General features: G+C 66.7%; 21 protein-coding genes, 1 tRNA gene and 1 pseudogene. 10 read left to right on the forward strand and 13 right to left on the reverse strand.

Annotated elements, in window-relative coordinates; translation table 11 throughout:
* Positions 1-284: 284 nt before the first annotated feature.
* The 7 genes and pseudogenes from BN972_RS24305 to mfd all read right to left on the reverse strand — a co-directional run bounded on the left by BN972_RS24305 (position 285) and on the right by mfd (position 9,474).
* Positions 285-1,232: a Ppx/GppA phosphatase family protein gene (locus BN972_RS24305; protein ID WP_036364100.1), complete on the reverse strand. Its 948-nt coding sequence runs from the start codon at positions 1,230-1,232 to the stop codon at positions 285-287.
* On the reverse strand, positions 1,229-1,717 hold the full coding sequence (locus BN972_RS24310) for a DUF501 domain-containing protein (protein WP_036364103.1): 489 nt from the start codon (positions 1,715-1,717) through the stop codon (positions 1,229-1,231). The genes BN972_RS24305 and BN972_RS24310 overlap by 4 nt, the downstream gene beginning before the upstream one ends.
* The gene (locus tag BN972_RS24315; protein ID WP_036364106.1) at positions 1,710-2,405 is read right to left on the reverse strand and encodes an FtsB family cell division protein; all 696 of its coding nucleotides are present in this window, start codon (positions 2,403-2,405) and stop codon (positions 1,710-1,712) included. The genes BN972_RS24310 and BN972_RS24315 overlap by 8 nt, the downstream gene beginning before the upstream one ends.
* A gap of 5 nt (positions 2,406-2,410) precedes the next feature.
* A pseudogene (gene eno / locus BN972_RS24320) lies at positions 2,411-3,701 on the reverse strand (phosphopyruvate hydratase).
* 76 nt (positions 3,702-3,777) lie between these two features.
* Positions 3,778-4,509 (reverse strand): lytic transglycosylase domain-containing protein, encoded by a 732-nt coding sequence (locus BN972_RS24325; RefSeq protein ID WP_036364110.1) that lies wholly within the window; start codon positions 4,507-4,509, stop codon positions 3,778-3,780.
* Between the two features lie 196 nt (positions 4,510-4,705).
* Positions 4,706-5,815, reverse strand: a complete 1,110-nt coding sequence (locus BN972_RS24330) for a nucleoside triphosphate pyrophosphohydrolase (protein ID WP_036364113.1) — start codon at positions 5,813-5,815, stop codon at positions 4,706-4,708.
* Complete coding sequence (gene mfd / locus BN972_RS24335) at positions 5,812-9,474, reverse strand: transcription-repair coupling factor (RefSeq protein WP_036364116.1); 3,663 nt, start codon at positions 9,472-9,474, stop codon at positions 5,812-5,814. Before mfd ends, BN972_RS24330 begins: the two co-directional genes overlap by 4 nt.
* Before the next feature lie 129 nt (positions 9,475-9,603).
* Between mfd and lysA the strand changes: the two genes are divergently transcribed.
* The gene (gene lysA / locus BN972_RS24340; RefSeq protein ID WP_036364118.1) at positions 9,604-10,944 is read left to right on the forward strand and encodes a diaminopimelate decarboxylase; all 1,341 of its coding nucleotides are present in this window, start codon (positions 9,604-9,606) and stop codon (positions 10,942-10,944) included.
* A 4-nt stretch (positions 10,945-10,948) separates the two neighbouring features.
* Here the strand turns inward: lysA and BN972_RS24345 are convergent, their stop codons facing one another.
* Both BN972_RS24345 and BN972_RS24350 read right to left on the reverse strand, forming a co-directional pair.
* On the reverse strand, positions 10,949-11,209 hold the full coding sequence (locus tag BN972_RS24345) for a hypothetical protein (protein ID WP_051545787.1): 261 nt from the start codon (positions 11,207-11,209) through the stop codon (positions 10,949-10,951).
* Between the two features lie 62 nt (positions 11,210-11,271).
* Positions 11,272-11,865 carry a TetR/AcrR family transcriptional regulator gene (locus BN972_RS24350; RefSeq protein ID WP_036364121.1) on the reverse strand — a complete coding sequence of 198 codons (594 nt, stop codon included), beginning with the start codon at positions 11,863-11,865 and terminating at the stop codon, positions 11,272-11,274.
* A gap of 148 nt (positions 11,866-12,013) precedes the next feature.
* Here BN972_RS24350 and BN972_RS24355 point away from each other — a divergent pair.
* The 5 genes from BN972_RS24355 to BN972_RS24375 all read left to right on the forward strand — a co-directional run bounded on the left by BN972_RS24355 (position 12,014) and on the right by BN972_RS24375 (position 15,734).
* Positions 12,014-12,085: transfer RNA gene (locus BN972_RS24355), tRNA-Gln, on the forward strand.
* 107 nt (positions 12,086-12,192) lie between these two features.
* Positions 12,193-13,665: a bifunctional UDP-N-acetylglucosamine diphosphorylase/glucosamine-1-phosphate N-acetyltransferase GlmU gene (glmU, locus tag BN972_RS24360; RefSeq protein WP_036364123.1), complete on the forward strand. Its 1,473-nt coding sequence runs from the start codon at positions 12,193-12,195 to the stop codon at positions 13,663-13,665.
* Positions 13,666-13,752: 87 nt separating this feature from the next.
* Positions 13,753-14,733, forward strand: coding sequence for a ribose-phosphate diphosphokinase (locus BN972_RS24365; RefSeq protein WP_036364126.1), 981 nt, complete (start codon positions 13,753-13,755; stop codon positions 14,731-14,733).
* Positions 14,734-15,081, forward strand: a complete 348-nt coding sequence (gene arsC, locus BN972_RS24370) for an arsenate reductase (glutaredoxin) (RefSeq protein ID WP_036364128.1) — start codon at positions 14,734-14,736, stop codon at positions 15,079-15,081.
* The gene (locus tag BN972_RS24375; protein WP_036364130.1) at positions 15,078-15,734 is read left to right on the forward strand and encodes an LpqN/LpqT family lipoprotein; all 657 of its coding nucleotides are present in this window, start codon (positions 15,078-15,080) and stop codon (positions 15,732-15,734) included. Before arsC ends, BN972_RS24375 begins: the two co-directional genes overlap by 4 nt.
* 43 nt (positions 15,735-15,777) lie before the next feature.
* Here BN972_RS24375 and BN972_RS24380 read toward each other — a convergent pair whose 3' ends face one another.
* Positions 15,778-16,221 carry a nitroreductase family deazaflavin-dependent oxidoreductase gene (locus BN972_RS24380; RefSeq protein WP_036364133.1) on the reverse strand — a complete coding sequence of 148 codons (444 nt, stop codon included), beginning with the start codon at positions 16,219-16,221 and terminating at the stop codon, positions 15,778-15,780.
* Positions 16,222-16,231: 10 nt separating this feature from the next.
* The gene (locus BN972_RS24385) at positions 16,232-19,516 is read right to left on the reverse strand and encodes a helix-turn-helix transcriptional regulator (RefSeq protein ID WP_099051231.1); all 3,285 of its coding nucleotides are present in this window, start codon (positions 19,514-19,516) and stop codon (positions 16,232-16,234) included.
* A gap of 153 nt (positions 19,517-19,669) precedes the next feature.
* Here BN972_RS24385 and BN972_RS24390 point away from each other — a divergent pair, with 153 nt between their 5' ends.
* From BN972_RS24390 to pth, 4 genes are all read left to right on the forward strand, one after another.
* Positions 19,670-20,893, forward strand: a complete 1,224-nt coding sequence (locus BN972_RS24390; protein ID WP_036364137.1) for a cytochrome P450 — start codon at positions 19,670-19,672, stop codon at positions 20,891-20,893.
* A 25-nt stretch (positions 20,894-20,918) separates the two neighbouring features.
* On the forward strand, positions 20,919-21,788 hold the full coding sequence (locus tag BN972_RS24395; protein WP_036364140.1) for an oxidoreductase: 870 nt from the start codon (positions 20,919-20,921) through the stop codon (positions 21,786-21,788).
* Positions 21,789-22,043: 255 nt separating this feature from the next.
* Positions 22,044-22,700, forward strand: a complete 657-nt coding sequence (locus BN972_RS24400; RefSeq protein WP_036364143.1) for a 50S ribosomal protein L25/general stress protein Ctc — start codon at positions 22,044-22,046, stop codon at positions 22,698-22,700.
* A gap of 6 nt (positions 22,701-22,706) precedes the next feature.
* Positions 22,707-23,282 carry an aminoacyl-tRNA hydrolase gene (pth, locus tag BN972_RS24405; protein ID WP_036364145.1) on the forward strand — a complete coding sequence of 192 codons (576 nt, stop codon included), beginning with the start codon at positions 22,707-22,709 and terminating at the stop codon, positions 23,280-23,282.
* Between the two features lie 33 nt (positions 23,283-23,315).
* Here pth and BN972_RS24410 read toward each other — a convergent pair whose 3' ends face one another.
* Positions 23,316-24,950: a fatty acyl-AMP ligase gene (locus BN972_RS24410; protein ID WP_036365735.1), complete on the reverse strand. Its 1,635-nt coding sequence runs from the start codon at positions 24,948-24,950 to the stop codon at positions 23,316-23,318.
* A gap of 252 nt (positions 24,951-25,202) precedes the next feature.
* A complete protein-coding gene (locus BN972_RS24415; protein ID WP_036364148.1) occupies positions 25,203-26,156 on the reverse strand; it encodes a 4-(cytidine 5'-diphospho)-2-C-methyl-D-erythritol kinase in 954 nt (317 codons plus the stop codon).
* Between the last annotated feature and the right edge of the window lie 51 nt (positions 26,157-26,207).

Consider the following 26,207-nt stretch of genomic DNA (forward strand, 5'->3'; position numbering starts at 1 on the left):
AAACGACCGCCAAGCCAATCCCACGGCGAGGAGTTCGGGGTCGTCCCGATCTGCCGGGCACCGGCCGTGCACGCTGTCACCGCACCACCGACAATGTCGCTACAAGCCGGGCAACGACGCACATCCTCCTGAGAGAGCCCGGAAACGACCGCAAGCCAATCCCACGGTCGAGGAGTTCGGGGGCGTCCCGATCTGCCAGGCCCGTGCACGCCGTCACCGCACCACCGACAATGTCGCTACAAGCCGGGCAACGACGCACATCCTCCTGAGAGAGCCGAGGAAGGCTAACCCGCGATCGACAGGACAATCCCGTCCAAGATGTCGTGCTCGCTGACGGTCAACTCCGCAATACCGGCCCGCGCGTACAGCTCATTGGCCAACTCCTGCACCACAATCGCACCTCCACCGATCACGTCGACACGCCCTTCGTGCATCGGCCCAAGCGCTGCGCGTTCCGACCGCGGCATACCGATCAACCGCTTACACACCGCCAGCAAAGTTTCGCGACCCACGCGCGAAAGATGAATCGCAGCAGAGTCATACACCGCCATACCGTGAGCCAAGGCCGACAACGTAGTCATCGTCCCGGCAACACCGACCCAAGACCGGGCCCCCTCCACCGACACCGCGCGCAACGCCACGGCGAGCCGCTCACGGACCACCGAGCGGGCCGCCGCCACCTCCTCCGGCGTGGGCGGGTCGGAGTGCAGGCAACGCTCGGTCAGGCGGACGCAACCAATATCGGCCGAATAACTCGCCACCACTTCATCCGCCGCCTTGCCGACCACAATCTCAGTCGACCCGCCCCCAAGGTCCACAACCACGAAAGGCGCATCGGCCCTGTCCAATTCGCCAACCGCGCCGGCGAACGACAGTTCGGCCTCCTCCGCGCCCGTGATCACCTCGGCGATCGCACCGGGAATCACCGCCCCCAACACCTCCGCCGTCATCGCGAAAAACACATCCCGGTTCCCGGCGTCCCGGGTAGCGGATGTAGCGACCATCCGCACCCGCGAAACACCATGTACCCGAAGCAACTCCGCGTAATCGACCAGAGCGGCCCGCGTGCGCGCAATCGCCTCAGGTGCAAACGAGCCGGTCGCATCCACCCCCTGCCCCAGCCGCACGATGCGCATCTCGCGATGGACGTCACGCAACCGCCCGTCAACCCAGTCCGCGATCAACAACCGAATCGAGTTGGTACCGCAGTCGATCCCAGCCAGACGCATCATTTCCACTGTCCCGCAATCAAAGCCGCGGTTCCCGGCTCGGCGGCCAACAATGCCACGGCCTCGTCGCCCAGCGGATTGACCCCGGGCCCCTTGGCCAGTGAATGCGCGATCAGCACATGCAGACACTTGACCCGGTCCGGCATGCCGCCACCGGAAAACGTCGTCCCCAAAGGCTCAATCGCGTCCCGCTCAGCCAGATACGATTCGTGGGCACGCCGATACGCCGCCGCCAACGACGGGTCAGCACCCAAACGCGCGGTCATCTCACGCATCAAACCGGTGGTCTCCAATCGACTGGCGGCGGCCGTGAGCACCGGATGCGTCAGGTAGTATAACGTCGGAAACGGTGTTCCATCAGGAAGTTTCGGCGCCGTCTTCACCACACCCGGTGAACCGTCTGGACATCGGTAGGCGATTTCCAGCACCCCACGCGGCTCACGGCCGAGCTGACGCGCCACCACCTCCAAGTCTGCACGATCAACCACCGGGAGCCGTCGGATTCGGGGGCTGGGGCCCGGGTTCGGGCGCCGACGGAGCAGCCGGCGGCGGCAGGTGCGGCGTGTCGGCGATGGTGTGCCACAGCGAGGTGTACCACGGCTCGTTCTTTGGGTGCCCGCCAACCTCCTCCCCCGGCTGCGCAGGCACCGCGGCCGTCGGCGGAAGCTGCACCTGGAACGGAATGTCACCGGGCTTGACGAAACCGAGCCGCTCGCGGGCCTGCGCCGCGATGTATGCCGGGTCGGCCAACTGACCTTTGCGTTGCTCCAAATCCTTGATCTGGCCGCGCAGCGCGGCCTCGGTCGCGGACAGCTGCGCCATCTCGGTGCGCTGAGCGAAATACGTGCGCACCGGACCGGCGATGGTCAGCGTCAGCACACACACGACAGCGGCCAGGATCGCGGCTCGCCGCGCGGTAAAGCCCAACCGCTGATCCGACCGCTGCTCAACGGATTCGGTGAACGACCGACGTATCGGTTCGACGACATGTTCCTGCGAGCGGCCCGCGTGGCGACTCTCGTCGGGCGCGGTCTGCGCGGGCTTGGACTGCGGCCGCGACAGCGGCTTGGCAACCGGCTTCGCCGAGCCCGCAGAGCGACGCCCCCGACCCGAATCACCGGGCTTCCCCGGCCGGGAAGCCGGGGAGCGGCGTTTCGGATCGGACTTGGCGGCCAAACTGCCTACTTCGAATCCACCGCGAACCGCGGAAACGCGAGATCACCCGCATACCGCGCAGCATCACCAAGCGCTTCTTCGATCCGCAGCAGCTGGTTGTACTTGGCCACACGTTCGCTGCGGGCCGGTGCACCGGTCTTGATCTGCCCGCTACCGACGGCCACCGCCAGGTCGGCGATCGTGGTGTCCTCCGTCTCACCGCTGCGGTGGCTCATCATGGTTCGGTAGCCGCTGTGGTGGGCGAGCGCCACCGCGTCGAGCGTCTCGGTCAACGTCCCGATTTGGTTCACCTTGACCAGCAACGCATTTGCCACTCCGCGCTCGATGCCTTCCTCAAGCCGTTCGGGATTGGTGACGAACAGGTCGTCGCCGACGATCTGCACCCGCTCACCGATTCCCGCCGTCAACGCGGCCCAACCGTCCCAATCGTCTTCGGAGAGCGGGTCTTCGATGGACACCAGCGGGTAGGACGCGAGCAGGCGGGCGTAGAAGTCCGCCATCTCCTCGGCGGTGCGGGTCGAACCTTCGAAGCGGTATCCCGTGCCGTCCTCATAAAACTCGGTGGCGGCGACGTCGAGGGCCAGCGCGATGTCGGCGCCGGGCCGCAGCCCCGCCGACTCGATCGCGGTCGTGATCAGGTCCAGCGCGGCGGTGGTGCCGGCCACGTCCGGGGCGAAACCTCCCTCGTCGCCCAGCCCCGGTGGACAGGCCCTCCCTCTTCAACACCGACTTCAGCGCGTGATAAACCTCAGCGCCCCAACGCAACGACTCCGCGAAACTCGGCGCGCCGATCGGCGCCACCATGAACTCCTGGACGTCGACGCCGGTATCGGCGTGCGCGCCGCCGTTGAGGATGTTCAGCATCGGCACGGGCAGGATGTGCGCGTTGGGACCACCGAGATAGCGGAACAGCGGCAACGCCGCGGAATCCGCGGCCGCCTTGGCGACGGCCAGCGAGACGCCGAGGATGGCATTGGCACCCAGCCGTGACTTGTCCGGCGTGCCGTCCAGGTCGACCAGCGCCTGGTCGACCAGCCGCTGGTCATCGGCGTTGAGGCCGATGACCGCCGGACCGATCTCGTCGAGCACCGCCTGAACGGCCTTCTTCACCCCTTTGCCGCCGTACCGGTCACCGCCATCGCGCAACTCGACGGCTTCGTGCTCGCCGGTCGACGCGCCGGACGGCACCGCGGCGCGGGCAAACGTTCCGTCGATCAAGGCGACCTCGACCTCGACGGTCGGGTTGCCGCGGGAATCGAGGATCTCGCGGGCTCCGACCTGCTCGATAATCGGCACTGGGTTCTCCTTTGTCTCCTGGCTGAAAGACCCCCGGCAGCCTCAGCCTAAAGCCTCGGTTACCCGAACCATCCTGCTACAGCGGATGACCCGCCGCGTAGGCGGTCGCCCAGTCCCGGACCGCCCGCGCATAGACACCCGAGTTGTTATAGGCCCGCAGCGCGGTAATCCACCCACGAGGCGTCGCGAGATCCTTTCCGCGCCAGCACAAATAACCCGCGGCCGACAGGGCGGCATCGTCGATGTTGTCCGGGCTGGCCACGCCGTCGTTGTTGGCGTCGACGCCGTACAACCGCCAGGTCTCGGAGATGAACTGCATCGGCCCCATCGCGCGCTCTACCCCATCGTCGCCATCCAGAGCCCCCGCGTCGGTGTCCACGATGCGCAAGGTGTCGCCGGTGCCGTCGAGTCGAACACCCCGGATGGGGGGCCGGACGTCCCCGTTGGGCGCGATGGCCGCGCCCCGATAGGTGCCGTTATGACTCTCTACCTGGCCGATGCCCGCAAGCGTCGTCCACGCAATATGGCACTTCGGATTCTCGACCTCGGCCACGCGAGCGGCGTACGCGTACGCCTCCAGGGCGATGACCGGCATCTCCAGCGCCGGAGCGCGCTGCTGCGCCCATTCCCGCAACTGATCCGCAGGCCGGCCACTGACGTGCGTGTCGACCGGAGGTACCGGATCCCCCGCCGGGGGCGGCACGCCTTCGGGGATGAAAAGGCTGAGCTGCCAGGTGCAACTTGACGCCAACAGCATCGCGGTCGCCCCTATCACGGCGACCGCGCGCAACCAGCGTCTCGGCGACACAAACTCTCCCTGTTGGTCTCCCCATGCGGCCACTTGTCCTTTTCAGCCTCAGCCATCGTCCCATGGGTTTGCCGGCTGCCCGGGCGAGTTCGCCGTCCAGCACACAGATTTGTGCTGGATTGGAGCCATTCAGTGATTCCTCAGCAGCATCTTTGTGAAAACCGTCTGAGTCACCGCAAACATCGACGAGCGGCCCTCAGCGGCGCCCTTTGCGCTTTTTGGGCCGGGAATCCTTGGCGGACGCGGACGCCGCGACGGGTTCCTCCTCGAGGGCGGGATCGAGGGCGGGATCGAGGCCGGGATCGAGGGCCGGCTCGACGGCGGGATCGAGGACAGGCTCGACGGCGGGCGCCGACGGTTCCTCCGCCACTTCACCGAACGGCCAATGGGCGCGCCACTCGTCATCGGTGACGAAGCCGAGCGGGCTCATGTCGAGTTCCTCGGCGACACTGTCGCCGCGCCGCGCCGCCGCAATCGCCTTCTCCACACCGCGAACCGTGTCGACGAAATCCAAAACCGCTGCCCGCAAGGTATTTTCCGCATCGACGTCGGCCGACAGCGTGATCGTGGTCAGCTCCTCGGGGATCAGCTCGGCGGGCAGGCCGGCTTGAACGACGCGATGAATCACCTTCTGCGCCAACGCCAATGCCGGCTGACCGGTGTGCACGTCGTCCAGCACCGAGCCCCTGGGTTTTTCGGCCGCCTTGCGTTCCTCCCACTGCGCCAGCTGGTCCTGCAGCGAAATAGTTTCCCCCGCAAGCACTCCCGGAACTCGATTGCCGAGCTTGCGCATCAGCGTGTCGGCGACGTCGTCAATGGTGAACGGCAGCAGCGCCGCATCCTCGGCGATGCGGGCGTGAAACAACACCTGCAACAGCAGATCACCGAGTTCTTCGCGCAGCTGTTCCACATTGCCGCTATGCACGGCATCCAGCAGCTCGTAGGTCTCCTCCAACAGATACCGGCGCAGCGAGTCGTGGGTCTGCTCGCTCTCCCAGGGTCCCGCGGTGCGCAGCTTGTCCATCATCGCGACGGCATCCACCAGCCGTTCACCGCGCTGGCCCGCGGGCGCCGAGATCAGCCGGGCACCGGCGGCGAGCCGGGCGGTGACGGCTGGGTGGTTGGGGTCCGAGGACAACAGCACCGGCGCGTCCCCGCCGGTGTGCGCCGGGTGCGCGTCAGGCAGCGACCACGGCACCGCAATCGGCATCTCCTCGGTGTACTGCACTTCACCAGTGAGGAGCTCGATGGCTTCGACCGGCACCAACGAGGGGCGGCGGGGGTCGACCAGGACGACAGTCGTCATCGCGCTTGCCGCTCCTTACTCGACGTGACGGGCTCGGGGTTCGTTATACCAATATCTTGCTGCGGGATGCCCGCGAGTGCCGTCACCAAATCGGCCACCATCTGCACCAACTCAACATCACGCAGCCGCGCGGCGCCCACGCCGCCCGTTCGCGGAATGGGAACCTGCACGGTGGACGTCGTCGCGCGGTAACGCCCGCCCGGATACATCCGGGCCAGCCGCACCTGCGCGGAATCCGGCAGATTCAGCGGCGAAAGCCGCACCGTGGCCGCCGACGGGGCGCTGACCTCGGTGATCCCGGATGCCCGGCATAGCAACCGCAGCCGCGCCACCGCCACCAGCCGCTGGGCCGGCTCGGGCGGCGGGCCATACCGGTCGGTCAGCTCTTCGATGACGGCGTTGACACCGGCGTCGTCGGTCGCCGACGCCAGGCGCCGATAGGCCTCCAACCGGAGCCGGTCGCTGGCGATGTAATCGGGCGGCAGATGGGCATCGACGGGCAGGTCGATGCGCACATCCTTGGGCTCTTCGGCGGTAGTCACCGTCTTGCCGTCGGCCGCGGCCCGGTACGCCTCGACGGCCTCGCCGACCAGCCGCACGTACAGGTCGAACCCGACGCCGGCGACGTGCCCCGACTGCTCGACGCCCAGCACATTTCCGGCGCCGCGGATTTCCAGGTCTTTAAGTGCGACGGCCATGCCCGCGCCCAGCTCGTTGTTCTGCGCGATGGTCGCCAGCCGGTCATACGCCGTCTCGGTCAGCGGCGCGTCCGGCGGGTACAGGAAGTAGGCGTACCCGCGCTCCCGGCTGCGACCCACCCGACCGCGCAACTGGTGCAGCTGGGACAGGCCGAAGGTGTCGGCGCGCTCGACGATCAGCGTGTTGGCGTTGGAGATGTCCAGGCCGGTCTCCACGATCGTCGTGCACACCAGGATGTCGAATTCGCGGTTCCAGAAGCCCTGCACGGTGCGTTCCAGCCGCTCTTCAGGCATCTGTCCGTGCGCGACTACGACCCGCGCCTCGGGCACCAGCTCCCGCACCCGAGCGGCGGCCCGGTCGATCGAGCTCACCCGGTTGTGCACGTAGAAGGCCTGCCCGTCGCGCAGCAATTCCCGTCGCAACGCAGCCGCGATCTGCTTGTCTTCCTGCGGACCCACGTACGTCAACACCGGGTAGCGCTCTTCGGGTGGCGTCAAGATCGTCGACATCTCCCGGATCCCGGCCAGGCTCATCTCCAGCGTCCGCGGAATCGGGGTGGCGCTCATGGTCAGCACGTCGACATGCGTGCGCAGCGACTTGATGTGCTCCTTGTGCTCGACGCCGAACCGCTGCTCCTCGTCGACCACGACCAAGCCGAGGTCTTTCCAGCGCACCCCGGTCTGCAACAGCCGGTGGGTGCCGATCACGATGTCCACCGATCCGTCGGCCATGCCGTCAATCACCTTGCGGGATTCGGCGGGGTCGGTAAACCGGGACAGGCCCTTGACGGTCACCGGGAATCCGGCCATCCGGTCGGTGAAGGTCTGCAGATGCTGGTCGGCCAGCAACGTGGTGGGCACCAGCACCGCGACCTGCTTGCCGTCCTGAACCGCCTTGAACGCCGCGCGCACAGCGATCTCGGTCTTGCCGTAACCGACGTCGCCGCAGATCACGCGGTCCATCGGGATCGGCTTTTCCATGTCGGACTTGACCTCGGTGATCGCGGTCAACTGGTCGACGGTCTCGGTGAAGCCGAACGCATCTTCCATCTCGGCCTGCCACGGAGTGTCCGGCGCGAACGCGTGGCCGGGACTGGCCTGACGCTTGGCGTACAACGCGACCAATTCGCCGGCAATCTCCCGGACGGCCCGGCGCGCCTTGGTCTTGGTGTTGGCCCAGTCGCTGCCGCCCAGCTTGCTCAGCGCGGGCGCCTGCCCACCGACATACCGCGACAGCTGGTCCAGTGAGTCCATCGGGACATACAGCCGGTCGGCCTGCTGGCCGCGCTTGCTGGATGCGTACTCGAGCACCAGGTACTCGCGGCGGGCACCGCCGACGGTCCGTTCGACCATCTCCACGAACCGTCCGATGCCGTGCTGGTCGTGCACCACCAGGTCACCGGCGGTCAGTGCCAGCGGGTCGACGGTGTTACGCCGCTTGGCCGCCAGGCGCTTGCCCTCGACCGCAGTAGCCCGGCTGCCGGTCAGGTCGGCTTCGGTGATAACGACGAGGTTGGCCCCAGGGATGACCACTCCGTCGTGCAGCGGGCCTTTGAGCACGCCGACGACCCCAGCTTTGGGCGCGGCACCGCAGTCCAGCATCGCTGCCGGGATGTCCGACTCGGCCAGCCGTTCGACCATCCGATGGGCGGTTCCGGTGCCGGGCGCGACCATCGCGGCATGCCCACCGGTTGCCACGTGCGCACGCAGCATCGCGAAGACCCCGTCGATGTCGTGTTGGTGTCCCCGCGCGGACGGCGCCGGGCGGATGTCCAGCTCGGTGGCGGACTCGTCGGACAGCTGGCTCAACGTCCACCACGGATGGCCCGAAGCGCTCGCCGCAGCCTGCACGTCCTCGAGTTCGGTGAAGCCCGAACCGCCCAGTTGCTCGACGTCGACCGGCGCGTCCGTGCCTAGCGCCGCCACCGACCAGGACGCCTCCAGGAATTCTCGGCCGGTCTTGATCAAATCGGCGGCGCGGGTGCGAACCTTTTCCGGGTCGCATACCAGGACCGGGGTGCCGTCGGCCAGCTGGTCGGTCAGCAAAGCGTGCGCTCCGTCTTCTGCAGGAACCAACACCGGGAGCAGCGCTTCCATCCCGTCGACCGGGATGCCTTCGGCCAGCTTGGCCAGCATGTCGATGATGCTGCCGGTGACCGTGTTCTCCGAACCGGGATGTTGACCACCCAGCTCCGCCGCTCGCGCCCGGACGTCGTCGGTGAGCAGCAGTTCCCGGCACGCCACCGCGATCAAGTGGTCGACTTCGATCTCCGGGATCGAGCGCTGGTCGGCCACCGAGAACATCCGCATCTCGGTGATCTCGTCGCCCCAGAATTCGATCCGGACCGGGTGCTCGGCCGTCGGTGCGAAGACGTCCAGAATGCCGCCGCGAACGGCGAACTCACCGCGCCGCCCGACCATGTCCACCCGGGTGTAGGCCAACTCGACCAGCCGGGCAGCGACGTCCTCGAACGGCGTCTCGTCGCCGACGGTCAGCGTCAGCGGTTCTTGCAGGCCCAGATCGGGCGCCATGGGTTGCAGCAGGGAACGCACCGCCGTCACCACGACCCGCAGCGGGGGACCCAGGCGCGCGTCGTCGGGATGCGCCAGCCGGCGCAGCACCAGCATCCGGGTCCCGACGGTGTCGATGCCCGGGGAAAGCCGTTCGTGCGGCAGGGTCTCCCAGGACGGGAAGACGGCCACCGCGTCGCCGTACACGCCGCGCAGCTCGGCGGTCAGGTCGTCGGCTTCCCGGCCGGTGGCGGTGACCACCAGCAACGGTCCCTGCCCAGCCAGCGCGGCGGCCACGAAAAGGCGCGCGCTGGCAGGTCCTACCAGCGCGAGTTTGTCGGGTCGATCGGAGGCACGCTCGATGAGTTGTTGGAAAGTTGGCGCTCTCAGCGCCAATTCCACGAGCCCCGCGATCGGGGTATCTGGGTACGCAGTCCCCGGTGCGGTCATGATGCCGCCATTCTAGGCGTCCGACTCGGACCTCCGATCGGGCAAGCACTGCGTCAAGATCGCGCCCACAGCCGTCAAGAGTTCGTCAGGAAAGCGGTCAGCGCCGCGATCGCGCCGCAGGTTAAAAGCATGACATTGCTCGACATGCTGCCCTCCATCGGCAAAGCCGCGCCCCGGCGCGTCGACCCGGCGATATGGCCGGTGACGACCGGTTGTGACGAACAGGGCCGGCTGTGCCTCGGTGAGGTACCGCTCACAGACATCGCCGACGAGTTCGGCACCCCGACCTACGTCGTCGACGAAACCGACTTCCGATATCGCGCCCGCCGCTACCGCAAAGCGTTGCGCGGCGTCGAGGTCGTCTACGCCGCAAAATCGCTGCTCACCACGGCCGTGGCCCGGTGGGTGCGGGAAGAAGGCCTGGGCATCGACGTTTGCTCCCCCGGCGAACTCGCCGTCGCCCTGGCCGGGGGTCTGGATCCGGTTCGCGTCGTCATGCACGGCAACGCGAAGTCGCCCGACGAGCTGCGCGAAGCGGTCGCCGTCGGGGTGGGCCGCATGGTGGTGGATTCGGACATCGAGATCGCCTACCTGGCCGGCCTGGCACGTCGGCGCCAGCGCGTACTCATCCGGGTGACTCCCGAGATCGACATCCATGGGCATCGGGCGGTCACCACCGGCGTCAGTGATCAGAAGTTCGGATTCACCCTCGACGGCGGCCAGGCGGCCCGCGCGGTGCAACGGGTGCTGGCACACCCGATCCTCGACCTGATCGGGTTGCACTGCCATATCGGTTCGCAGGTCACCGACGCGGCGCTGTACGGGGAAGCAATCCGGCGGATGATCGCCATGATGGCCGACGTGCGGTCCCACCACGGCGTGATCCTCACCGAGCTCAACATCGGCGGCGGCCACGGCGTCCCCTACACCCGCGGTGATGGCGAGCTGAATCTCGACGAGTTGGCCGCAGTGATCGAGGACGCGCTGGACGAGGCCTGTGCCGCCGAGCATTTCCCCCGGCCCGTCGTCGTGGTGGAACCCGGCCGCGCAATCAGCGCCCGCGCCGGCATCACGCTGTACCGGGTGTGTTCGGTGAAGACCCGTCCGGGCGGGCGCACCTTCGTCGCCGTCGACGGTGGCATGAGCGATAACCCGCGGGTGGCGCTGTACGGCGCGCAGTACACGGTCGCGCTGGCCAACCGCCACCCAATCGTGAGCCGACACCTCGTGACCGTCGCCGGGCGGCATTGCGAAGCCGGCGACGAGATCGCTCGCGATGTCGAGTTACCGACGGATGTACGGCCCGGCGATCTGCTCGCCGTGGCGTGCACGGGCGCCTACCACCACAGCATGGCGTCGACGTACAACGTGGTGGGCCGACCGCCGCTGGTGGGTGTCGCCCGCGGGCGGGTGCGCGAGCTGGTACGGCGGGAGACGATCGCCGACCTACTCGCCCGCGACCGTGGTTAACCAACTACCAGGGCATTGTCGCCCAGGAGTAGAAGGCACCATTGCCCACGTCATGCACGCCGTAGGAGTCCCAGTAGTAGTCGTGGCAGACGCTGCCGTCCCAGGGCACGGGACGTCCCGCCGGGTTGGGGTCGCCGGGGCACCAAGTGGTGCAGGCCTGCAGCCGCGGGCAGTTGCCGGACTCGGCGTTGGCGGGTGCCGCCAGCAGCGACAGCGCTGCGCTGGCCGCCGCCACACCGAGGAGAATGCGCGAGGGTCGGTTCATGTTCAGTCCTTTGCTGGTTGTTGCCGACAATCACACTTCGCCCGGATGGCTACCGATCCCAATTACTCGCCCTGCAATCGCGGGTCGGCCTCCAGGTGAGTCAGCCCGTTCCACATGAGGTTGACCAAGTGCGCGGCCACCACTTCCTTCTTGGGCTCTCGCGCGTCGAGCCACCACTGCGCGGTCATCGACACCGAACCCACCAGCGCCTGGGCGTACAGCGGGGCCAACTCGGGGTCCAGACCACGGCGGGCGAAGTCGCCGGCCAGGATGGACGCGACCTGATTGACGGCGTCGTTGAGCAGGCTGGAGTAGGTGCCCGAGCTGATCGAGGCCGGGGAGTCGCGGATCATGATGCGGAATCCGTCGGTACGTTCCTCGACATAGGTGAGCAGTGCCAGCGCGACTCGCTCCACCCGCACGCGGGACCGGTTGTTTGTCAGCGACGAGGTGATGCCGTCCAGCAACGCCGACATCTCCCGGTCGACCACCACGGCATACAGGCCTTCTTTTCCGCCGAAGTGCTCGTAGACGACGGGTTTGGAGACGTTGGCGCGCTGCGCGATCTCCTCGATCGAGGTCGCGTCGTAGCCCCGTTCGGCGAACAGTGAACGAGCAATCCCGATGAGCTGGTGCCGGCGCTCGCTGCCGGTCATCCGGGCGCGGGGCGTTCGTGCTTCCTTGTCCGGGGTCCTCTCCGGTGCGGCCACCTCATCAGCGTATCCAGGCACCCACGCTCGGCTCCGGAATACCGGCCGGGTTCGATAAGGTTTCATCGGCGGCTCACGCGCCGCTGATCGGTGATCCGTCGTGGTGTAATCGGCAGCACCTCTGATTTTGGTTCAGATAGTTCAGGTTCGAGTCCTGGCGACGGAGCTTCACTTTTTTGCGCCTTTTGCCGCGAGCGTGCACTAGATGCCACTCTTGACGGCGTGTCGGCGTGCACGTACGCACGCTCGCAGGGCGAAACTTGAGGAGAGTTGATGACGTTTCGTGGTGATACCGCGGTCCTGGTCCTGGCGGCCGGGCCTGGCACCCGAATGCGGTCCGACACCCCGAAAGTGCTGCACACCCTCGGCGGTCGCAGCATGCTGTCGCACTCCCTGCACGCGATGACCAAACTCGCGCCGCAGCACCTGGTGGTGGTCCTCGGCCATGATCACGAGCGCATTTCGCCGCTGGTCGCCGAGCTCGCCGACGACCTGGGTCGCGCCATCGAGGTCGCGCTGCAGGACCGGCCGCTCGGGACTGGCCATGCGGCGCTGTGCGGTTTGTCCGCCCTGCCCGACGACTACGCCGGCATCGTCGTGGTCGCCGCGGGTGACACGCCGCTGCTGGACGCCGACACGCTGGCCGACCTGATCGCCACTCACAGTTCGGCTCACCCAGCTGGCCAAGCTGGGGTGACCTTGCTGACCACCACGCTGGACAATCCCCACGGCTACGGCCGCATCCTGCGGACGCAGGACAACGAGGTGACGGCGATCGTCGAGCAGGCCGACGCTACCGCCTCACAACGCGGGATACGCGAGGTCAACACGGGCGTTTACGCCTTCGACATCGGCGTGCTGCGATCCGCGCTCAGCCGGCTCAGCGCCAACAACGCTCAGCAGGAGCTGTACCTGACTGACGTCATCGCGATCGCGCGCCGGGACGGCCACACCGTCAGCGCACTACACGTCGATGACAGCGCGCTGGTCGCGGGCGTCAACAACCGCGTCCAGCTCGCCGAATTGGGCGCCGAACTCAACCGCCGGATCGTGGCCGCCCATCAATTGGCCGGCGTGACCGTTGTCGACCCGGCGACGACCTGGATCGACGTCGACGTGACGATCGGTCGCGACACCGTCATCCAGCCCGGCACCCAGTTGCTGGGCCGCACCCGGATCGGCGGTCGCTGCGTCATCGGGCCGGACACCACCCTGACCGACGTGAACATCGGTGAGAACGCCACGGTGTGCCGGACCCACGGCACGTCGTCGACGATCGGCGACGGGGCCACCGTCGGCCCGTTCACCTTCCTGCGGCCCGGGACGGTGCTCGGCGGCGACGGCAAGCTGGGCGCGTTCGTCGAGACCAAGAACTCCACCATCGGCACCGGGACCAAGGTGCCGCACCTGACCTACGTCGGTGACGCCGACATCGGCGAGCACACCAACATCGGCGCGTCCAGCGTGTTCGTCAACTACGACGGCGTCACCAAACGGCGCACCACGATCGGCTCACACGTGCGCACCGGCTCGGACACCATGTTCGTGGCACCGGTGACCATCGGCGATGGGGCATACACCGGTGCCGGCACCGTGGTCCGGGAGGATGTCCCGCCCGGCGCGCTGGCGGTGTCGGCCGGTCCGCAACGCAACATCGACGGTTGGGTGCAGCGCAAGCGACCCGGCACGGCCGCCGCCGAAGCCGCGCAGCAGGCCCTCGAGTCGGAGCCAGACCAGACATCGTGAAGCAACTTCCCGGTAACCCGGGCGCAGCACCAGGCACTTCGCTACGTACGATGGTGCCTTCATTTCAGATCCCGAGAGGGCAGCCCGGTGAGCCACGACTGGACCGATAACCGCAAAAATCTGATGCTCTTCAGCGGCCGCGCCCACCCGGAGCTGGCCGAGCAGGTCGCCAAGGAACTCGACGTCCACGTGACCGCGCAGACGGCGCGGGAGTTCGCCAACGGCGAGATCTTCGTGCGCTTTCAGGAGTCGGTGCGCGGATGTGACGCCTTCGTCCTGCAATCGGCCCCGGCGCCGGTGAACCGGTGGCTGATGGAACAGCTGATCATGATCGATGCGCTCAAGCGCGGCAGTGCCAAGCGGATCACCGCGGTCATGCCGTTCTACCCCTATGCGCGGCAGGACAAGAAGCACCGCGGTCGCGAGCCGATCTCGGCGCGTTTGGTGGCCGACCTTTTGAAGACCGCCGGCGCAGACCGGATCGTGACCGTGGACCTGCACACCGATCAGATCCAGGGTTTCTTCGACGGTCCCGTTGACCACATGCGCGGCCAGAACCTGCTGACCGGCTACATCAAGGACAACTACCCCGACAGCAACATGGTGGTGGTCTCCCCCGACTCCGGCCGGGTGCGTATCGCCGAGAAATGGGCCGACTCACTGGGCGGTGTCCCGCTGGCCTTCATCCACAAGACCCGGGATCCGCGGGTGCCCAACCAGGTGGTGTCCAACCGTGTGGTCGGTGAGGTGCAGGGCCGCACCTGCGTACTGATCGACGACATGATCGACACCGGTGGCACGATCGCCGGCGCGGTCAAGCTGCTGCACGACGACGGCGCCAAGGACGTGATCATCGCGGCCACGCACGGTGTGCTCTCCGATCCGGCGGCCGAGCGGCTGGCCGGTTGCGGTGCCCGCGAGGTGATCGTCACCAACACCTTGCCGATCGGCGAGGAGAAGCGGTTCCCTCAGCTGACCGTCCTGTCCATTGCGCCGTTGTTGGCCAGCACCATTCGTGCGGTCTTTGAAAATGGCTCAGTCACAGGACTGTTCGACGGAGACGCCTAGATGGGCGACCGGGCCGTCATCTATCACAATCCCAAGTGCAGCACGTCCCGCAAGACGCTGGACTTGTTGCGGGACAATGGTTTCGAACCGACGGTGGTGCAGTACCTGAAGACACCACCGTCCCGGGACGAGCTGGTGCGAATGATCGCCGACGCCGGCATCGAGGTGCGCGCCGCGGTCCGCAAGCGCGAATCGCTGTACGCGGAACTGAATCTGGCCGAGGCGAGTGACGACGAGTTGCTCGACGCGATGGCCGAGCACCCGATCCTGATCGAACGGCCGTTCGTCGTAACCCCGAAGGGCACCCGGCTGGCTCGCCCGATCGACACAGTCCGCGAGATTCTGTGACGCGGCGTGCTATCGCGGCCGCCGCCGGAACTGCCTTGCTCACCCTTGCGGTCGTCGCTTGCGGTGGGCCCAAAGTTCCTGATTATCAGGCGATCTGGACAACCAGTGGCACAGCGGCCAGCAGCACTCCGGCAACGTCGGAACCGCCGGTCCCGCTGTCGAAATATCTGGAAGACCAGGGTGTGGCCGGTGATCCGGTAGACCCCGCCAGCCTGCCGGACTTGACGGTGTCGATGCCGACCCCGCCGGGCTGGAAACGCCGCGGCGACCCGAACCCCGCCTCCAAGGCGGTGATGATCTCCAAGGGTGACAACTATCCGGCGGCCATGCTGGTGGTATTCAAGCTGCGCGGGGAACTCAACCCCGCCGAGGCAATCAAACACGCGAATACCGATCTGCCCGACAGCTTTCACCAGCTGGACGCTTCCACCGCGGACTTCAACGGGTTCCCGTCGTCGGTGGTGCAGGGGACTTACGAGCTGAAAAGCGCTCGGATGCGCAGCTGGAGCCGGGTGGTGCTGCCGACCGGTCGACCACCGGACAACCAGCGATACCTGGTTCAGCTGATCATCACCAGCCTTGCCGACCAGGCCGTCTCGGAAAGCAACGATGTCGAGGCGATCATCCGGGGATTCGTCGTCGCCAAGAAGTAGCGTTTCTGGTTGCGTTTCCTTGCGCGAGCAGGGGGCCGGGGGCTCAGGGTCTGGGGGTCAGCACTATCACTGGGATCGGCCGCGACGTCTTCTTCTGGTACTCGACATAGCGGTTACTGTTGTTCGCGTTGACGAGCTTCCACAGTCGCGCGTAGTCGAGACTGTCGGGCAGCACCGGGCGGGCTGTGACCGCAAAACGATGTGCGCCAACGCTGATTTCAATCTCCGGGTTGGCCTTCAGGTTGTGATACCAACCGGGCGCTTTGGGGTAGCCGGCCTTCGATGCCACCACGAGATAGTCGTCACCGTCCTTGGCGTAGGTGAGTGTCGTGGTGCGCTGCTGGCCCGTCTTGGCGCCCACCGTGTGCAGTAGCAGATTGGGTGGCATACCGGGTATCCGATGACCGATCCGGCCATTCGTCGCTTGATAGATTTTGTCATGCAAACTGAGGAATCTGAACAGAACGCGCTCGGTCAAGGATGTCATGGTCTCAGTCTTACTGACGAGCGGCTTCCTGGACCAGTTGCACCCTGGAAGTGATGCCCAGCTTGGCGTACACGTGCGTGAGGTGGGTCTGCACGGTGCGTGGTGAGATGAACAGTCGCGCCCCAATCTCCTTGTTGCTCAGCCCTTCTGAGGTCAGACGAACCACGTCCTGCTCCATTAGCGTCAATGAGCCCCAGCCGGTGGCCGGTCGTTTGCGCTCGCCGCGGCCGCGCTGGGCATAGGCGATCGCTTCCGCTGTGGAAAGCTCGGCCCCTGCTCTCCAGGCATCGTCAAAAACGTCTTTCCCCAACGTTTCCCGTACCTCTCCGAGGACGGCTTGGTAGCCGGCCTCGTACATGGGGTAGCGGACGTGTTCCAGACGCTGCCGAATGCCAGCGGCCGCGCCTAAGAGTCGGGCCGCGTAGGGATGGTTGCCGTCGGCGGCCGCCACGCGGGCCAGCAGTTCTAGCGTGTCCGCTACCCGCATGAACGCACCGGTTCTGGCGGCGACGGCCAGTGCGTCATGCGCATCGTGCTCGGCCTGCTCTGGATCGCCCTGCGCGAGAGCAATGAACCCTCGCACCGTCAGCGCTACAAACCGATACCAGCCGGGCACCAGCTTGACGATGCCGTCTACCCATGAACGCGCGCCGGCCAGGTCACCGCAGGCGAAGATCGCCTCGGCCACCGGCACGGTACTGCGGGTGAAAACCTCTCGCGCAGGAACGGTGTGCAGCAACGCTTCCTCGGCCGCCCGCCTGGCCGCAGCGGCGTCGCCACCGGCGAGTGCGGCATAGGCAAATGCAGCGTGCACGGTGTCACCAGCGATCCCGCCGATCCGCTCGGCCGCCGCGAGCGCCGATTGTGCGTAGGCACGTGCGGCATCCGCCTGCCCTCGGAACGACAGCGCCAAGGCCTGACCCAAATGGCCGTAAAGCGCCATAGTGACGTCATCAGCCGCCTCGGCCTCCGCGGCCAATTCGCTGGCTACGTGCGTGGCGTCCGCGAGTTGGCCCTGGAACACCAAGATGATGGCCAGCCACGCCCGACTGTTTCGCGAGAAAAACCGGTCGCCGAGCGCATTGGCCAGATCCCGTGCTTTCTCGGCGAAGGAGCAGGCTGCCAGGGGCTCGCCGACCATTGCACCTATGGTCGCCCGATGACCGAAAACCTGGCACAGACCCCGCCGGTCATCCACGGCGCTGAACATCTCCGTCAACTCGTCCGAATACTGCTGGGCGATATCCGGGCTATAGAGCGCCAGAGTGGCGCAGGCGACGAGGGTCTGCGCAACCAGCTCCGGGTCGTCGAGCTGACGCGCGATCGCCAACGCCTTCTGCGCCCGCGCAAGGTCCGTGGGCATCGCTACCCACGAAGCTAAGATGCTTTCCTGGGCCACGGCGCCCGCCCACACCGCAGGAGTGAGGCCCGATTCTTCAGTCAGTATCGCGGCCAATCCGGCAAGTGCCTCGAGAACCCGGCCGCCCCAGAGCCATAAGGGCAGCAGGCAGACAATCATTCGCAGGGCAATATCGAAATCGCCGTTCTCCCGACTCCAGGCGAACGCGGCACGAAGATTCTCGATCTCGGTTTGCGCCCAGGCCAGCAACTCCTCATCTGCCGACGGGCCACGCGCGTGCATCGCGGCTGACTTGTCCGCGTAGTAGTCGCGATGGCGGGTGCGTACCTCGCCGGCTTCCCCGGACTCGCTGAGCTTTTCCTGCGCGTATTGGCGCACCGTCTCCAGTAAGCGGTAGCGCATGCCGTCGTCGGTGCCTGTTTCCGAGGCAGCAACCAATGACTTGTCGACCAAGAGGCCGAGTTGATCCATCAGTTGGTAGCCCTCCACCTCGGTGCTGGTACCAACGGCTTGGGCAGCATCGAAGTCAAAGCCGCCGGCAAACACGGCTAGGCGCCGGAACAGCACCCGCTCGGGCTCGGTGAGCAGTGCGTGTGACCAATCCACTGACGCGCGCAGGGTCTGCTGACGGCGCACCGCGGTGCGCGCACCGCCGGTCAGCAACCGAAACCGGTCATGCAGGCTGTCCACAATCTGCTTGAGCGACAACGCCCTAACTCGTGCAGCGGCAAGCTCAATCGCCAACGGCATACCGTCGAGCCGCTCGCAGATCTCGGCAACCAGTGCCGTATTCCCCTCATCCACAACAAAATTCGGCCGGACTCGGCGGGCGCGATCGGCGAACAACTCGATTGCCTCGTCGGCCAAAGACAACGATGGCACCCGCCAACTCAGCTCGCCTGGCAACGCGAGCGGCTCACGGCTGGTGGTCAGAATCATGAGTTGCGGGCAGGCAGCGAGGAGCTCCATGACCATCGATCCACAGGCATCTAGCAAATGCTCACAGTTGTCCAGTAGCAACAACATTCTCTTACCACCGACGAACCGCACCAGCGTCTCCACGGTGGACAGGCCCGGCTGATCCGGGAGCCCCAGCGTGCGTGCCGTCGTGACGGGCACAACCGCCGGATTAGTGATCGGCGCTAGGTCGACGTACCACACTCCGTCGGGAAAGGCATCGACCAAGCGGGCCGCCACCTCCACTGCCAGGCGTGTTTTCCCGGCTCCACCGGCACCGTTCAACGTGACCAACCGGTTGCCATCGATCACTTGTCGCAACTCGGCCAACGCGGCTTGGCGCCCAACGAAACTCGTCAGTTGAGCCGGCAGGTTGTGTGACGCCGCGGCGCTGCGCACCCGCAGCGGCGGGAACTCGTTACGTAGATCCGGATGGCACAGCTGCAGCACCCGCTCCGGTCGCGGCACGCCCCGCAACGGATAGCTGCCCAACTCGGTCAGCCATACCCCCTCCGGCAACCGATCCATCACCAGTGATTCCGTTACCCCCGACAACACCGTCTGCCCACCGTGCGCCAGGTCCCTGATGCGCGCCGCACGATTGATCGTCGGACCCGCATAGTTGCCCTCGTCGCGCAACTGAATCTCACCGGTATGCAACCCAATTCGGATCCGAATCGGCGACAACTCTGCCCGCTGCAGCGCCAGCGCACACCCAAGCGCGTCAGAAGCGCGCGCGAACGCGGCGACAAAGCTGTCGCCCTCCCCCTGCTCCACCGGACGCACCCCGTTGTACACGCCAACGGTCTCATCGACCGTGCGATTGAGCAACGCCAGCGCCGCGTTCATCTGCTCGGGTTGCGTCTCCCACAACCGCGTCGAACCCTCGACGTCGGCCAACAACAACGTGACCGTTCCGGTGGGCAGCAACTCAGTCAAGCTCCAGGTCAGCGGTGGCATCTCCACGTGTTGGCTCATGGTAACCAGCATCAAGCCACCATCCAGCCAAAACATCCGCCAGACCGCGCACATCGATGTCGACGGACCGTCTGGCGAATTGCGCTATGCCCCGCACAGATCTACGCGCTGCGGCGGATGGTTCCAACCCCGGATCGCCGGATAGTCGCTGGCATGACAAGCCAATCTGTTCTCGACGACGCACCGGTCCAGCTGCCCGAGATCGCCTACTACCACCTCACCGATCCCGAGGAGGCGCACCGCGTCATCGCCGACGCCCGGGCGCAGTCCCCGATTGCGATGGGGCCTTATGGACTGGAGGTACTGAGCTACGACCTGGTCCGTCGGGTGTTGCGGGACAACAGGTTTGTCACCGCGCACGGTCTGGGACTGGCACCGCGCGGGGTCACTTCAGGCCCGCTGTGGGACAGGGCCGTCAGCAACATCCTGGCGATGGACGGGGCCGAGCACCATCGGCTGCGCCGCCTGGTGTCAAAAGCGTTTTCGCCGCGTGCGGCCGAACGGCTGCGCGCCTTCACCGTCGAAGTCATCACCGGACTTGTCGAGCCGGTCACCCGCTCGGGGCACTGCGATCTGGTGACCGATATCGCCAAGGGATATCCGACGGCGATCATCTGCGCACTGCTGGGCGCGCCCGCCAAGGACTGGCGCCTGTTCTCCGACTGGACCGAGGACATCAAGAAGCTCTTCGAGCCCACGGTGGCCGACGACGCGCCGACCATCCTGGCCGCATGGACCGAACTGGACGCTTACCTCGAAGACCTCATCGCCACGCGCCGGACGTCGCTGGGCGACGACCTGATTTCCGACCTCATCCGCGCCGAAGAGGACGGCGACCGGCTCACTCACGACGAGCTGCTGATGCTTTGCGCGACCCTGCTGGGTGCCGGCAGCGACACCACCCGCAACCAGCTCGCGGCGGCGGTGCAAGCGTTGGCCGCCCATCCCGACCAGTGGGCATTACTAGCCCGGCGTCCGGAGCTGGCGCCGGACGCGGTGCACGAGCTGATGCGTTATCGCCCAATCATTTTCGGGGCGCTGCGGCAAGCCGCCGAGGACGTCGAACTCGGCGGAGTGCTCATCCCGGCCGGCACCTTGGTGCTGGCGAACACCGCGGCGGCCAATCGCGACCCCGGCGCCTATGCGGATCCCGAACGGCTGGACATCACCCGTCCGAACCCTGTGGCGATCCTCAACTTCGGCGGCGGTGTGCACTACTGCCTCGGCGCCCACCTGGCTCGGTTGGAGCTGACGGAGGCGCTCCGCGTCATCACCGCGCGGATGCCCAATCCGCGTCTGACCGGCCCGGTGCCCTGGAAAGACATGAGTGGCATCACCGGACCACTTGCCCTGCCGCTGGCGTTCGACCGCTCGTAAACGCGGCTGCCTACAGTTGGCAACCATGACCGACTGGACCGCAGCTGATCTACCTTCCTTCGCCGGGCGCACCGCCATCATCACCGGCGCCAACAGCGGGCTGGGCGCGATCACCGCCCGGGAGCTGGCAGGCCGCGGCGCCCGAATCATCATGGCCGTCCGCAATATCCAGAAGGGCAAGGCCGCGGCCGCGCAGATGAGCGGCTCCGTCGACATCCGGGAACTGGACCTGCAGGATCTCTCATCCGTGCGCCGATTCGCCGACGGCGTGGCCGGCGCCGACATTCTGATCAACAACGCCGGCATCATGGCCGCCCCCTATGCCCTGACCGTCGATGGATTCGAAAGCCAGATCGGCACCAACCACCTGGGCCACTTCGCGCTGACCAACCTGCTGCTACCCAAGCTCAGCGACCGCGTGGTGACGGTGTCTTCCATGGCGCACTGGCCCGGCCGGATCGATCTGAATGATCTCAACTACCAGTCGCGCCGGTATTCGCCGTGGCTGGCCTACTGCCAGTCCAAGCTGGCGAACCTGCTGTTCACCAGTGAGCTGCACCGTCTACTGACCGCGGCCGGTTCGCCGCTGCGCGCCCTCGCGGTTCATCCCGGCTTCTCGCACACCAACCTGCAGGGCGCCTCGGGCCGCAAGCTAAGTGACGCGGTGGTGTCGTGGGGCACCGGCGTGATTGCGACCGACGCTGATTTCGGAGCCCGCCAGACCCTGTATGCCGCATCCCAGGACCTGCCCGGCGATACCTTCATCGGCCCTAGGTTCGGCTACCTGGGCCGCACGCAGCCCGTCGGGCGCAGCCGACGGGCACGCGACCCGCAAACGGCGAAGGCCCTGTGGGAGCTGTCCGAGCGGCTCACCGACACCCAGTTCCCCTTCTGACCTCTCGCCGAGCAGACGCAGAATCGCATCGGAATGCCCGTTTCGGGGCGATTCTGCGTCTGCTCGCGGGAAGCCGTCCCCACCCTCCCGCGCCCGGCCGGCGATTTCCGGTGCGACACGCGAATGCGATACCCTGACCGGGCGTCACGGCGAGGGTGGCCGGCAAAATGCCAGCCCACCGTTATCGACGGAGACCGACATCACTTTCTCAGACTGTCGCGCTCCCTGGCCGTGCCCTAGACACAGGAGCGAGACATGGCTAAATCCGCAGGTAACCAGCTCAGCGTCACGGTGCGTACCGAGACCGGCAAGGGCGCATCCCGCCGGGCCCGCCGCGAGGGCAAAATTCCCGCCGTCCTCTACGGCCACGGCGCCGACCCGCAGCACCTGGAGCTGCCCGGACACGACTTAGCCGCCGTGCTGCGCCACGCCGGCACCAACGCGGTGCTGACGCTGGACATCGCCGGCAAGGAGCAGCTCGCGCTGACCAAGTCGATCGACATCCACCCGATCCGGCGCACCATCCAGCACGCCGACCTGCTCGTGGTCCGTCGCGGCGAGAAGGTCACCGTGGAAGTCACGGTCGTCGTCGAGGGCGAGGCCGGTCCCGACACCCTGGTCACTCAGGACGCCAACGCAATCGAGATCGAGGCCGAGGCCCTCTCCATTCCCGAGCAGCTGACCCTGTCGGTCGAGGGCGCCGAGGCGGGGACCCAGTTCACCGCCGGCCAGATCGAGCTGCCGCGTGGTGTGAACCTGATCTCCGACCCCGACCTGTTGGTGGTCAACGTCGTCCAGGCCCCGACCGCCGAGGACCTCGCCGAAGAGGGTGGCGGCGAAGAGGGCGAGGCGGCCGAGGCTGCCGGCGAGGAAGAAGCCGGCGAGTCCGAGGCCACCGACGAGTCCGAGTAGCGCGAGGTGGCCGAACCGCTATTGGTGGTCGGCCTGGGGAATCCGGGCGAGACCTACGCCCGGACCCGGCACAACCTCGGGTTCATGGTTGCCGACGTGCTCGCCGCACGGTTGGGCGCAAAGTTCAAGGCGCACAAGCGTTCCGGTGCCGAAATCGTGACCGGGCGACTGGGCGGCCGCTCGGTGGTACTGGCCAAGCCGCGTTGCTACATGAACGAGTCCGGCCGGCAGGTAGGGCCGTTGGCCAAGTTCTACTCGGTGCCGCCGGCCGACATCATCGTCGTCCACGACGAACTCGACCTGGAGTTCGCGCGCATCCGTCTCAAACTGGGTGGCGGCGAGGGCGGACACAACGGGGTGCGTTCGGTGGCTTCGGCATTGGGCACCAAGGACTTTCAGCGCGTGCGAATCGGGATCGGCCGACCGCCCGGGCGCAAGGATCCGGCGGCATTCGTGCTGGAGGCGTTTACCGCGGCCGAGCGTGCTGAGGTGCCGACGATCTGCGAGCAGGCGGCCGATGCCACCGAGTTGCTGCTCGAATTGGGATTGGAACCCGCGCAGAACCGCGTCCACGCCTGGTAGTGCGGGTCGCGCAGGTTGCGCGAGCAGACGGACTTAGGTGACCAGCGTGACCGAGTTGGTGCGGCGCAGTTTGCCCGACGGCGTCTTCGGGATCGTCCCGGGCCCGAGCACCACCACATTGCGGGGCCGGACGTCGACCTCCTTGACCACTTCGTGCGCCACCTGGTGCTCGATGCGGCGGACCTCGGCCTGGTCCTGGTAAGCGTTCGACTCGACCGCGACGGCGAACGACTCCCGCGAATGTCCGGCATCCAGCCGCACCGCCACCGCGCAGCCCGGACGAACTCCGTCGACGCGGCCGGCGGCCCGCTCGATGTCGGTCGGGTAGATGTTGCGGCCGGCCATGATGATCACGTCCTTGACGCGGCCGCAGACCACCATGTGGCCCTCGTCAGTGATGTAGCCGAGGTCGCCGGTGTCATACCAGCCGTGCTCATCCTGAGCCGGGATGAAGCCACCCATGGTGATGTAGCCGGGCGTCAGCGATTCCCCGCGCAACTCGATCACACCCACACCGCGCGGCGGCATCACATTGCCCTGCTCGTCGACGATGCGCGCCTCAAGGTCCTTGAGCAGCGGCCCCAGCGTCGCCAACCGGCGGGTGTTGCCCTTGGTAGCGGGCACGGCCCGGCGCAGCGCCGCCAGCAGGTCGGCGTCCACCTCGTCGACGACCAGACCGGAGTTGCACTTGGAGAACGACACCGCCAGCGTCGTCTCGGCCATGCCGTAGGCGGGCAGGATCGCCGAGGGCCGCAGCCCGAACGGCTTGCCCGCATCGAGGAGGTCCTCGACGTCGGCGGGTTCGACGGGCTCCGCGCCCGACAGCGCGAAGCGCAGCGTCGACAGGTCGAAGTCGCCAGGCTTGGCGTTGCGGCGCAGCCGCTTGGCCAGCAGGGCGTAGGCGAAGTTGGGCGCCGCGGTCATGGTGCCCTTGTACTTGTCGATGAGCTTTGCCCACAGCAGCGTGTCGCGCAGGAAGTCCATCGGGGTGACCTTGACCAGCTCCGCCCCGAAGTACATCGGGATGGTGAGGAAGCCGACCATGCCCATGTCGTGGAAGCAGGGCAGCCAGCTGACCATGACGTCCCGGTCGACGTCGTATTCGGCGCCGATGAACATCGCCTCGGCGTTGGAGTAGATGTTGCGATGCGTGATCTGGACCGCCTTGGGAGATCCAGTGGACCCGGACGTCAGCTGCATCAGCGCCAAGTCGTCCTCGCCGACCTCGATCGGGTCGACCGGCTCCGAGGCCAGCAGGTCCGCGACGGTCAGAACCTTGATGCCCTTCTCCTCAAGCACCGGGATGGCGACCGAGAACGGTTCGGACACGATGACGGCCTTGGCCTCGATCATGCCGATGACGGTCATCGTGTCGTCGGCCCACACGGCCAGGTCTGTCCGTGGCGTGGGCTGGTGCAGCATGGTCAGGCTGGCGCCCCGCATCCACAGGCCCTGGGCGGTCGGAGCGATCTCAACCGGGAAGCCGGCCAGCACACCCACGGCGTCGCCGAGTCCAATCCCTGCGGCGGCCAATCCGCCTGCGATACAACGGGCGCGTTCGTGCACCTCGCCCCAGGTGTGCCGGACTGGTTCGTGGGGTTCACCGGTGACCATGCCCGTCGTCACAGAGCGGGCATTGCGGAACATCTTCTCGGTGAACCTGCTCACGCAAACCTCCTCGGTTCCGGCTTTTCCCCCAAGGCCCGACTTTTCATGTTCCACCTGCTAGATCTCACTTTGAAGCAGGCGCGCGCACACAGTTGGGGAGCGGTTAGGTCTCGATTCGGTGATGAACAAGCGGTCCCGCGAAGGGCTGCGTGCCTACCGCTATTCGTCACCGCCGATTATCTTAAGCAACTCTTAAAGATGTGCAAAACCGAACCGCGCATTGAGGTAGATGTCACAGCCTTGTTAACAGCGTCAACGGTCTGTTGCCGGCGCCGGTACCACTCGGGCGCCGGGGACGGGTCCGGAAGCGACCCGGACGGTTCGACATACGCCCGCTCCGGACAACTGGGTGCCGACGTCGACCGCCGATGCCGCGGTGGCGCATAGGAACGCGCATGTCGGGCCAGAACCGGAGACGATGCCGGCTAGCGCTCCGGCCTCCAACCCCGCACGCAGGGTCCGCCGCAGCGCCGGATCCAGGCTCACCGCGGCCGCTTGCATCTCGTTGCCCAACAGCGGCGCGAGCAGGTCCGGGTCACCGGCAGCCAACGCCGCCAGCACCGGACCCGGCTCATCCAGTCGGGGCGGCTCCCCGGTGTCACGGAGCCGGTCCAATTCGGCGTACACCTCGGGCGTCAGTAGCCCGCTGTCGGAGAATGCCAATACCCAGTGAAAAGTGTTGCGGGACAACACCGTAGCCAGTTCCTCCCCGCGCCCAGTACCCAGCGCGGTGCCGCCGTGCAACGCGAACGGCACGTCGCTGCCCAGCCGTGCGGCCATCATGCGCAGGTCGCGCCGGGGCAGGTTGAGCTCCCAGAGCGAGTTCATTGCCACCAGCACCGCGGCCGCGTCGGCGCTACCGCCGGCCATTCCCCCGGCCAGCGGGATGGACTTGTCGATCAGGATCGACACGTCGGGTGCACGACCGACATGGTCGGCCAGCAGTTCGGCCGCCCGCCAGGCCAGGTTGCGCTCGTCGGTCGGCAGGCGCTCGGCGCCCTCGCCGACGTGCTCGAGAGACAGCACGTCGGCGTTGCGAACGGTCACCTCGTCGAAAAGCGAGACGGCGTGAAAGACGGTGGTCAGTTCGTGATAGCCGTCGTCGCGGCGATCCCCGACGGCCAGATAAAGGTTGACCTTCCCAGGAACGCGAACAGTGACCGACCCGGTGGGCACCCACAACTCGGCGGTGTTGCCGTCAGACACCGCAGCAGACTATCGCTGCGGGCGCCGAACCACACGTAGCGGCACCACGAG

It is taken from the genome of Mycobacterium asiaticum DSM 44297 (assembly GCF_000613245.1).
Classification (GTDB): Bacteria; Actinomycetota; Actinomycetes; order Mycobacteriales; family Mycobacteriaceae; genus Mycobacterium; species Mycobacterium asiaticum.

What these genes read in the sequence shown, in the direction of transcription:
- mfd (WP_036364116.1), bottom strand. Translation starts at nt 9,474, where the DNA reads ATGACCGCACCGGGGACTGCGTACCCAGATACCCCGATCGCGGGGCTC.
- BN972_RS24385 (WP_099051231.1), bottom strand. Translation starts at nt 19,516, where the DNA reads ATGAGCCAACACGTGGAGATGCCACCGCTGACCTGGAGCTTGACTGAG.
- BN972_RS24330 (WP_036364113.1), bottom strand. Translation starts at nt 5,815, where the DNA reads ATGACGACTGTCGTCCTGGTCGACCCCCGCCGCCCCTCGTTGGTGCCG.
- BN972_RS24395 (WP_036364140.1), top strand. Translation starts at nt 20,919, where the DNA reads ATGACCGACTGGACCGCAGCTGATCTACCTTCCTTCGCCGGGCGCACC.
- arsC (WP_036364128.1), top strand. Translation starts at nt 14,734, where the DNA reads ATGGGCGACCGGGCCGTCATCTATCACAATCCCAAGTGCAGCACGTCC.
- BN972_RS24400 (WP_036364143.1), top strand. Translation starts at nt 22,044, where the DNA reads ATGGCTAAATCCGCAGGTAACCAGCTCAGCGTCACGGTGCGTACCGAG.
- BN972_RS24305 (WP_036364100.1), bottom strand. Translation starts at nt 1,232, where the DNA reads ATGATGCGTCTGGCTGGGATCGACTGCGGTACCAACTCGATTCGGTTG.
- BN972_RS24350 (WP_036364121.1), bottom strand. Translation starts at nt 11,865, where the DNA reads ATGACCGGCAGCGAGCGCCGGCACCAGCTCATCGGGATTGCTCGTTCA.
- BN972_RS24380 (WP_036364133.1), bottom strand. Translation starts at nt 16,221, where the DNA reads ATGACATCCTTGACCGAGCGCGTTCTGTTCAGATTCCTCAGTTTGCAT.
- BN972_RS24345 (WP_051545787.1), bottom strand. Translation starts at nt 11,209, where the DNA reads ATGAACCGACCCTCGCGCATTCTCCTCGGTGTGGCGGCGGCCAGCGCA.
- BN972_RS24390 (WP_036364137.1), top strand. Translation starts at nt 19,670, where the DNA reads ATGACAAGCCAATCTGTTCTCGACGACGCACCGGTCCAGCTGCCCGAG.
- glmU (WP_036364123.1), top strand. Translation starts at nt 12,193, where the DNA reads ATGACGTTTCGTGGTGATACCGCGGTCCTGGTCCTGGCGGCCGGGCCT.
- lysA (WP_036364118.1), top strand. Translation starts at nt 9,604, where the DNA reads ATGACATTGCTCGACATGCTGCCCTCCATCGGCAAAGCCGCGCCCCGG.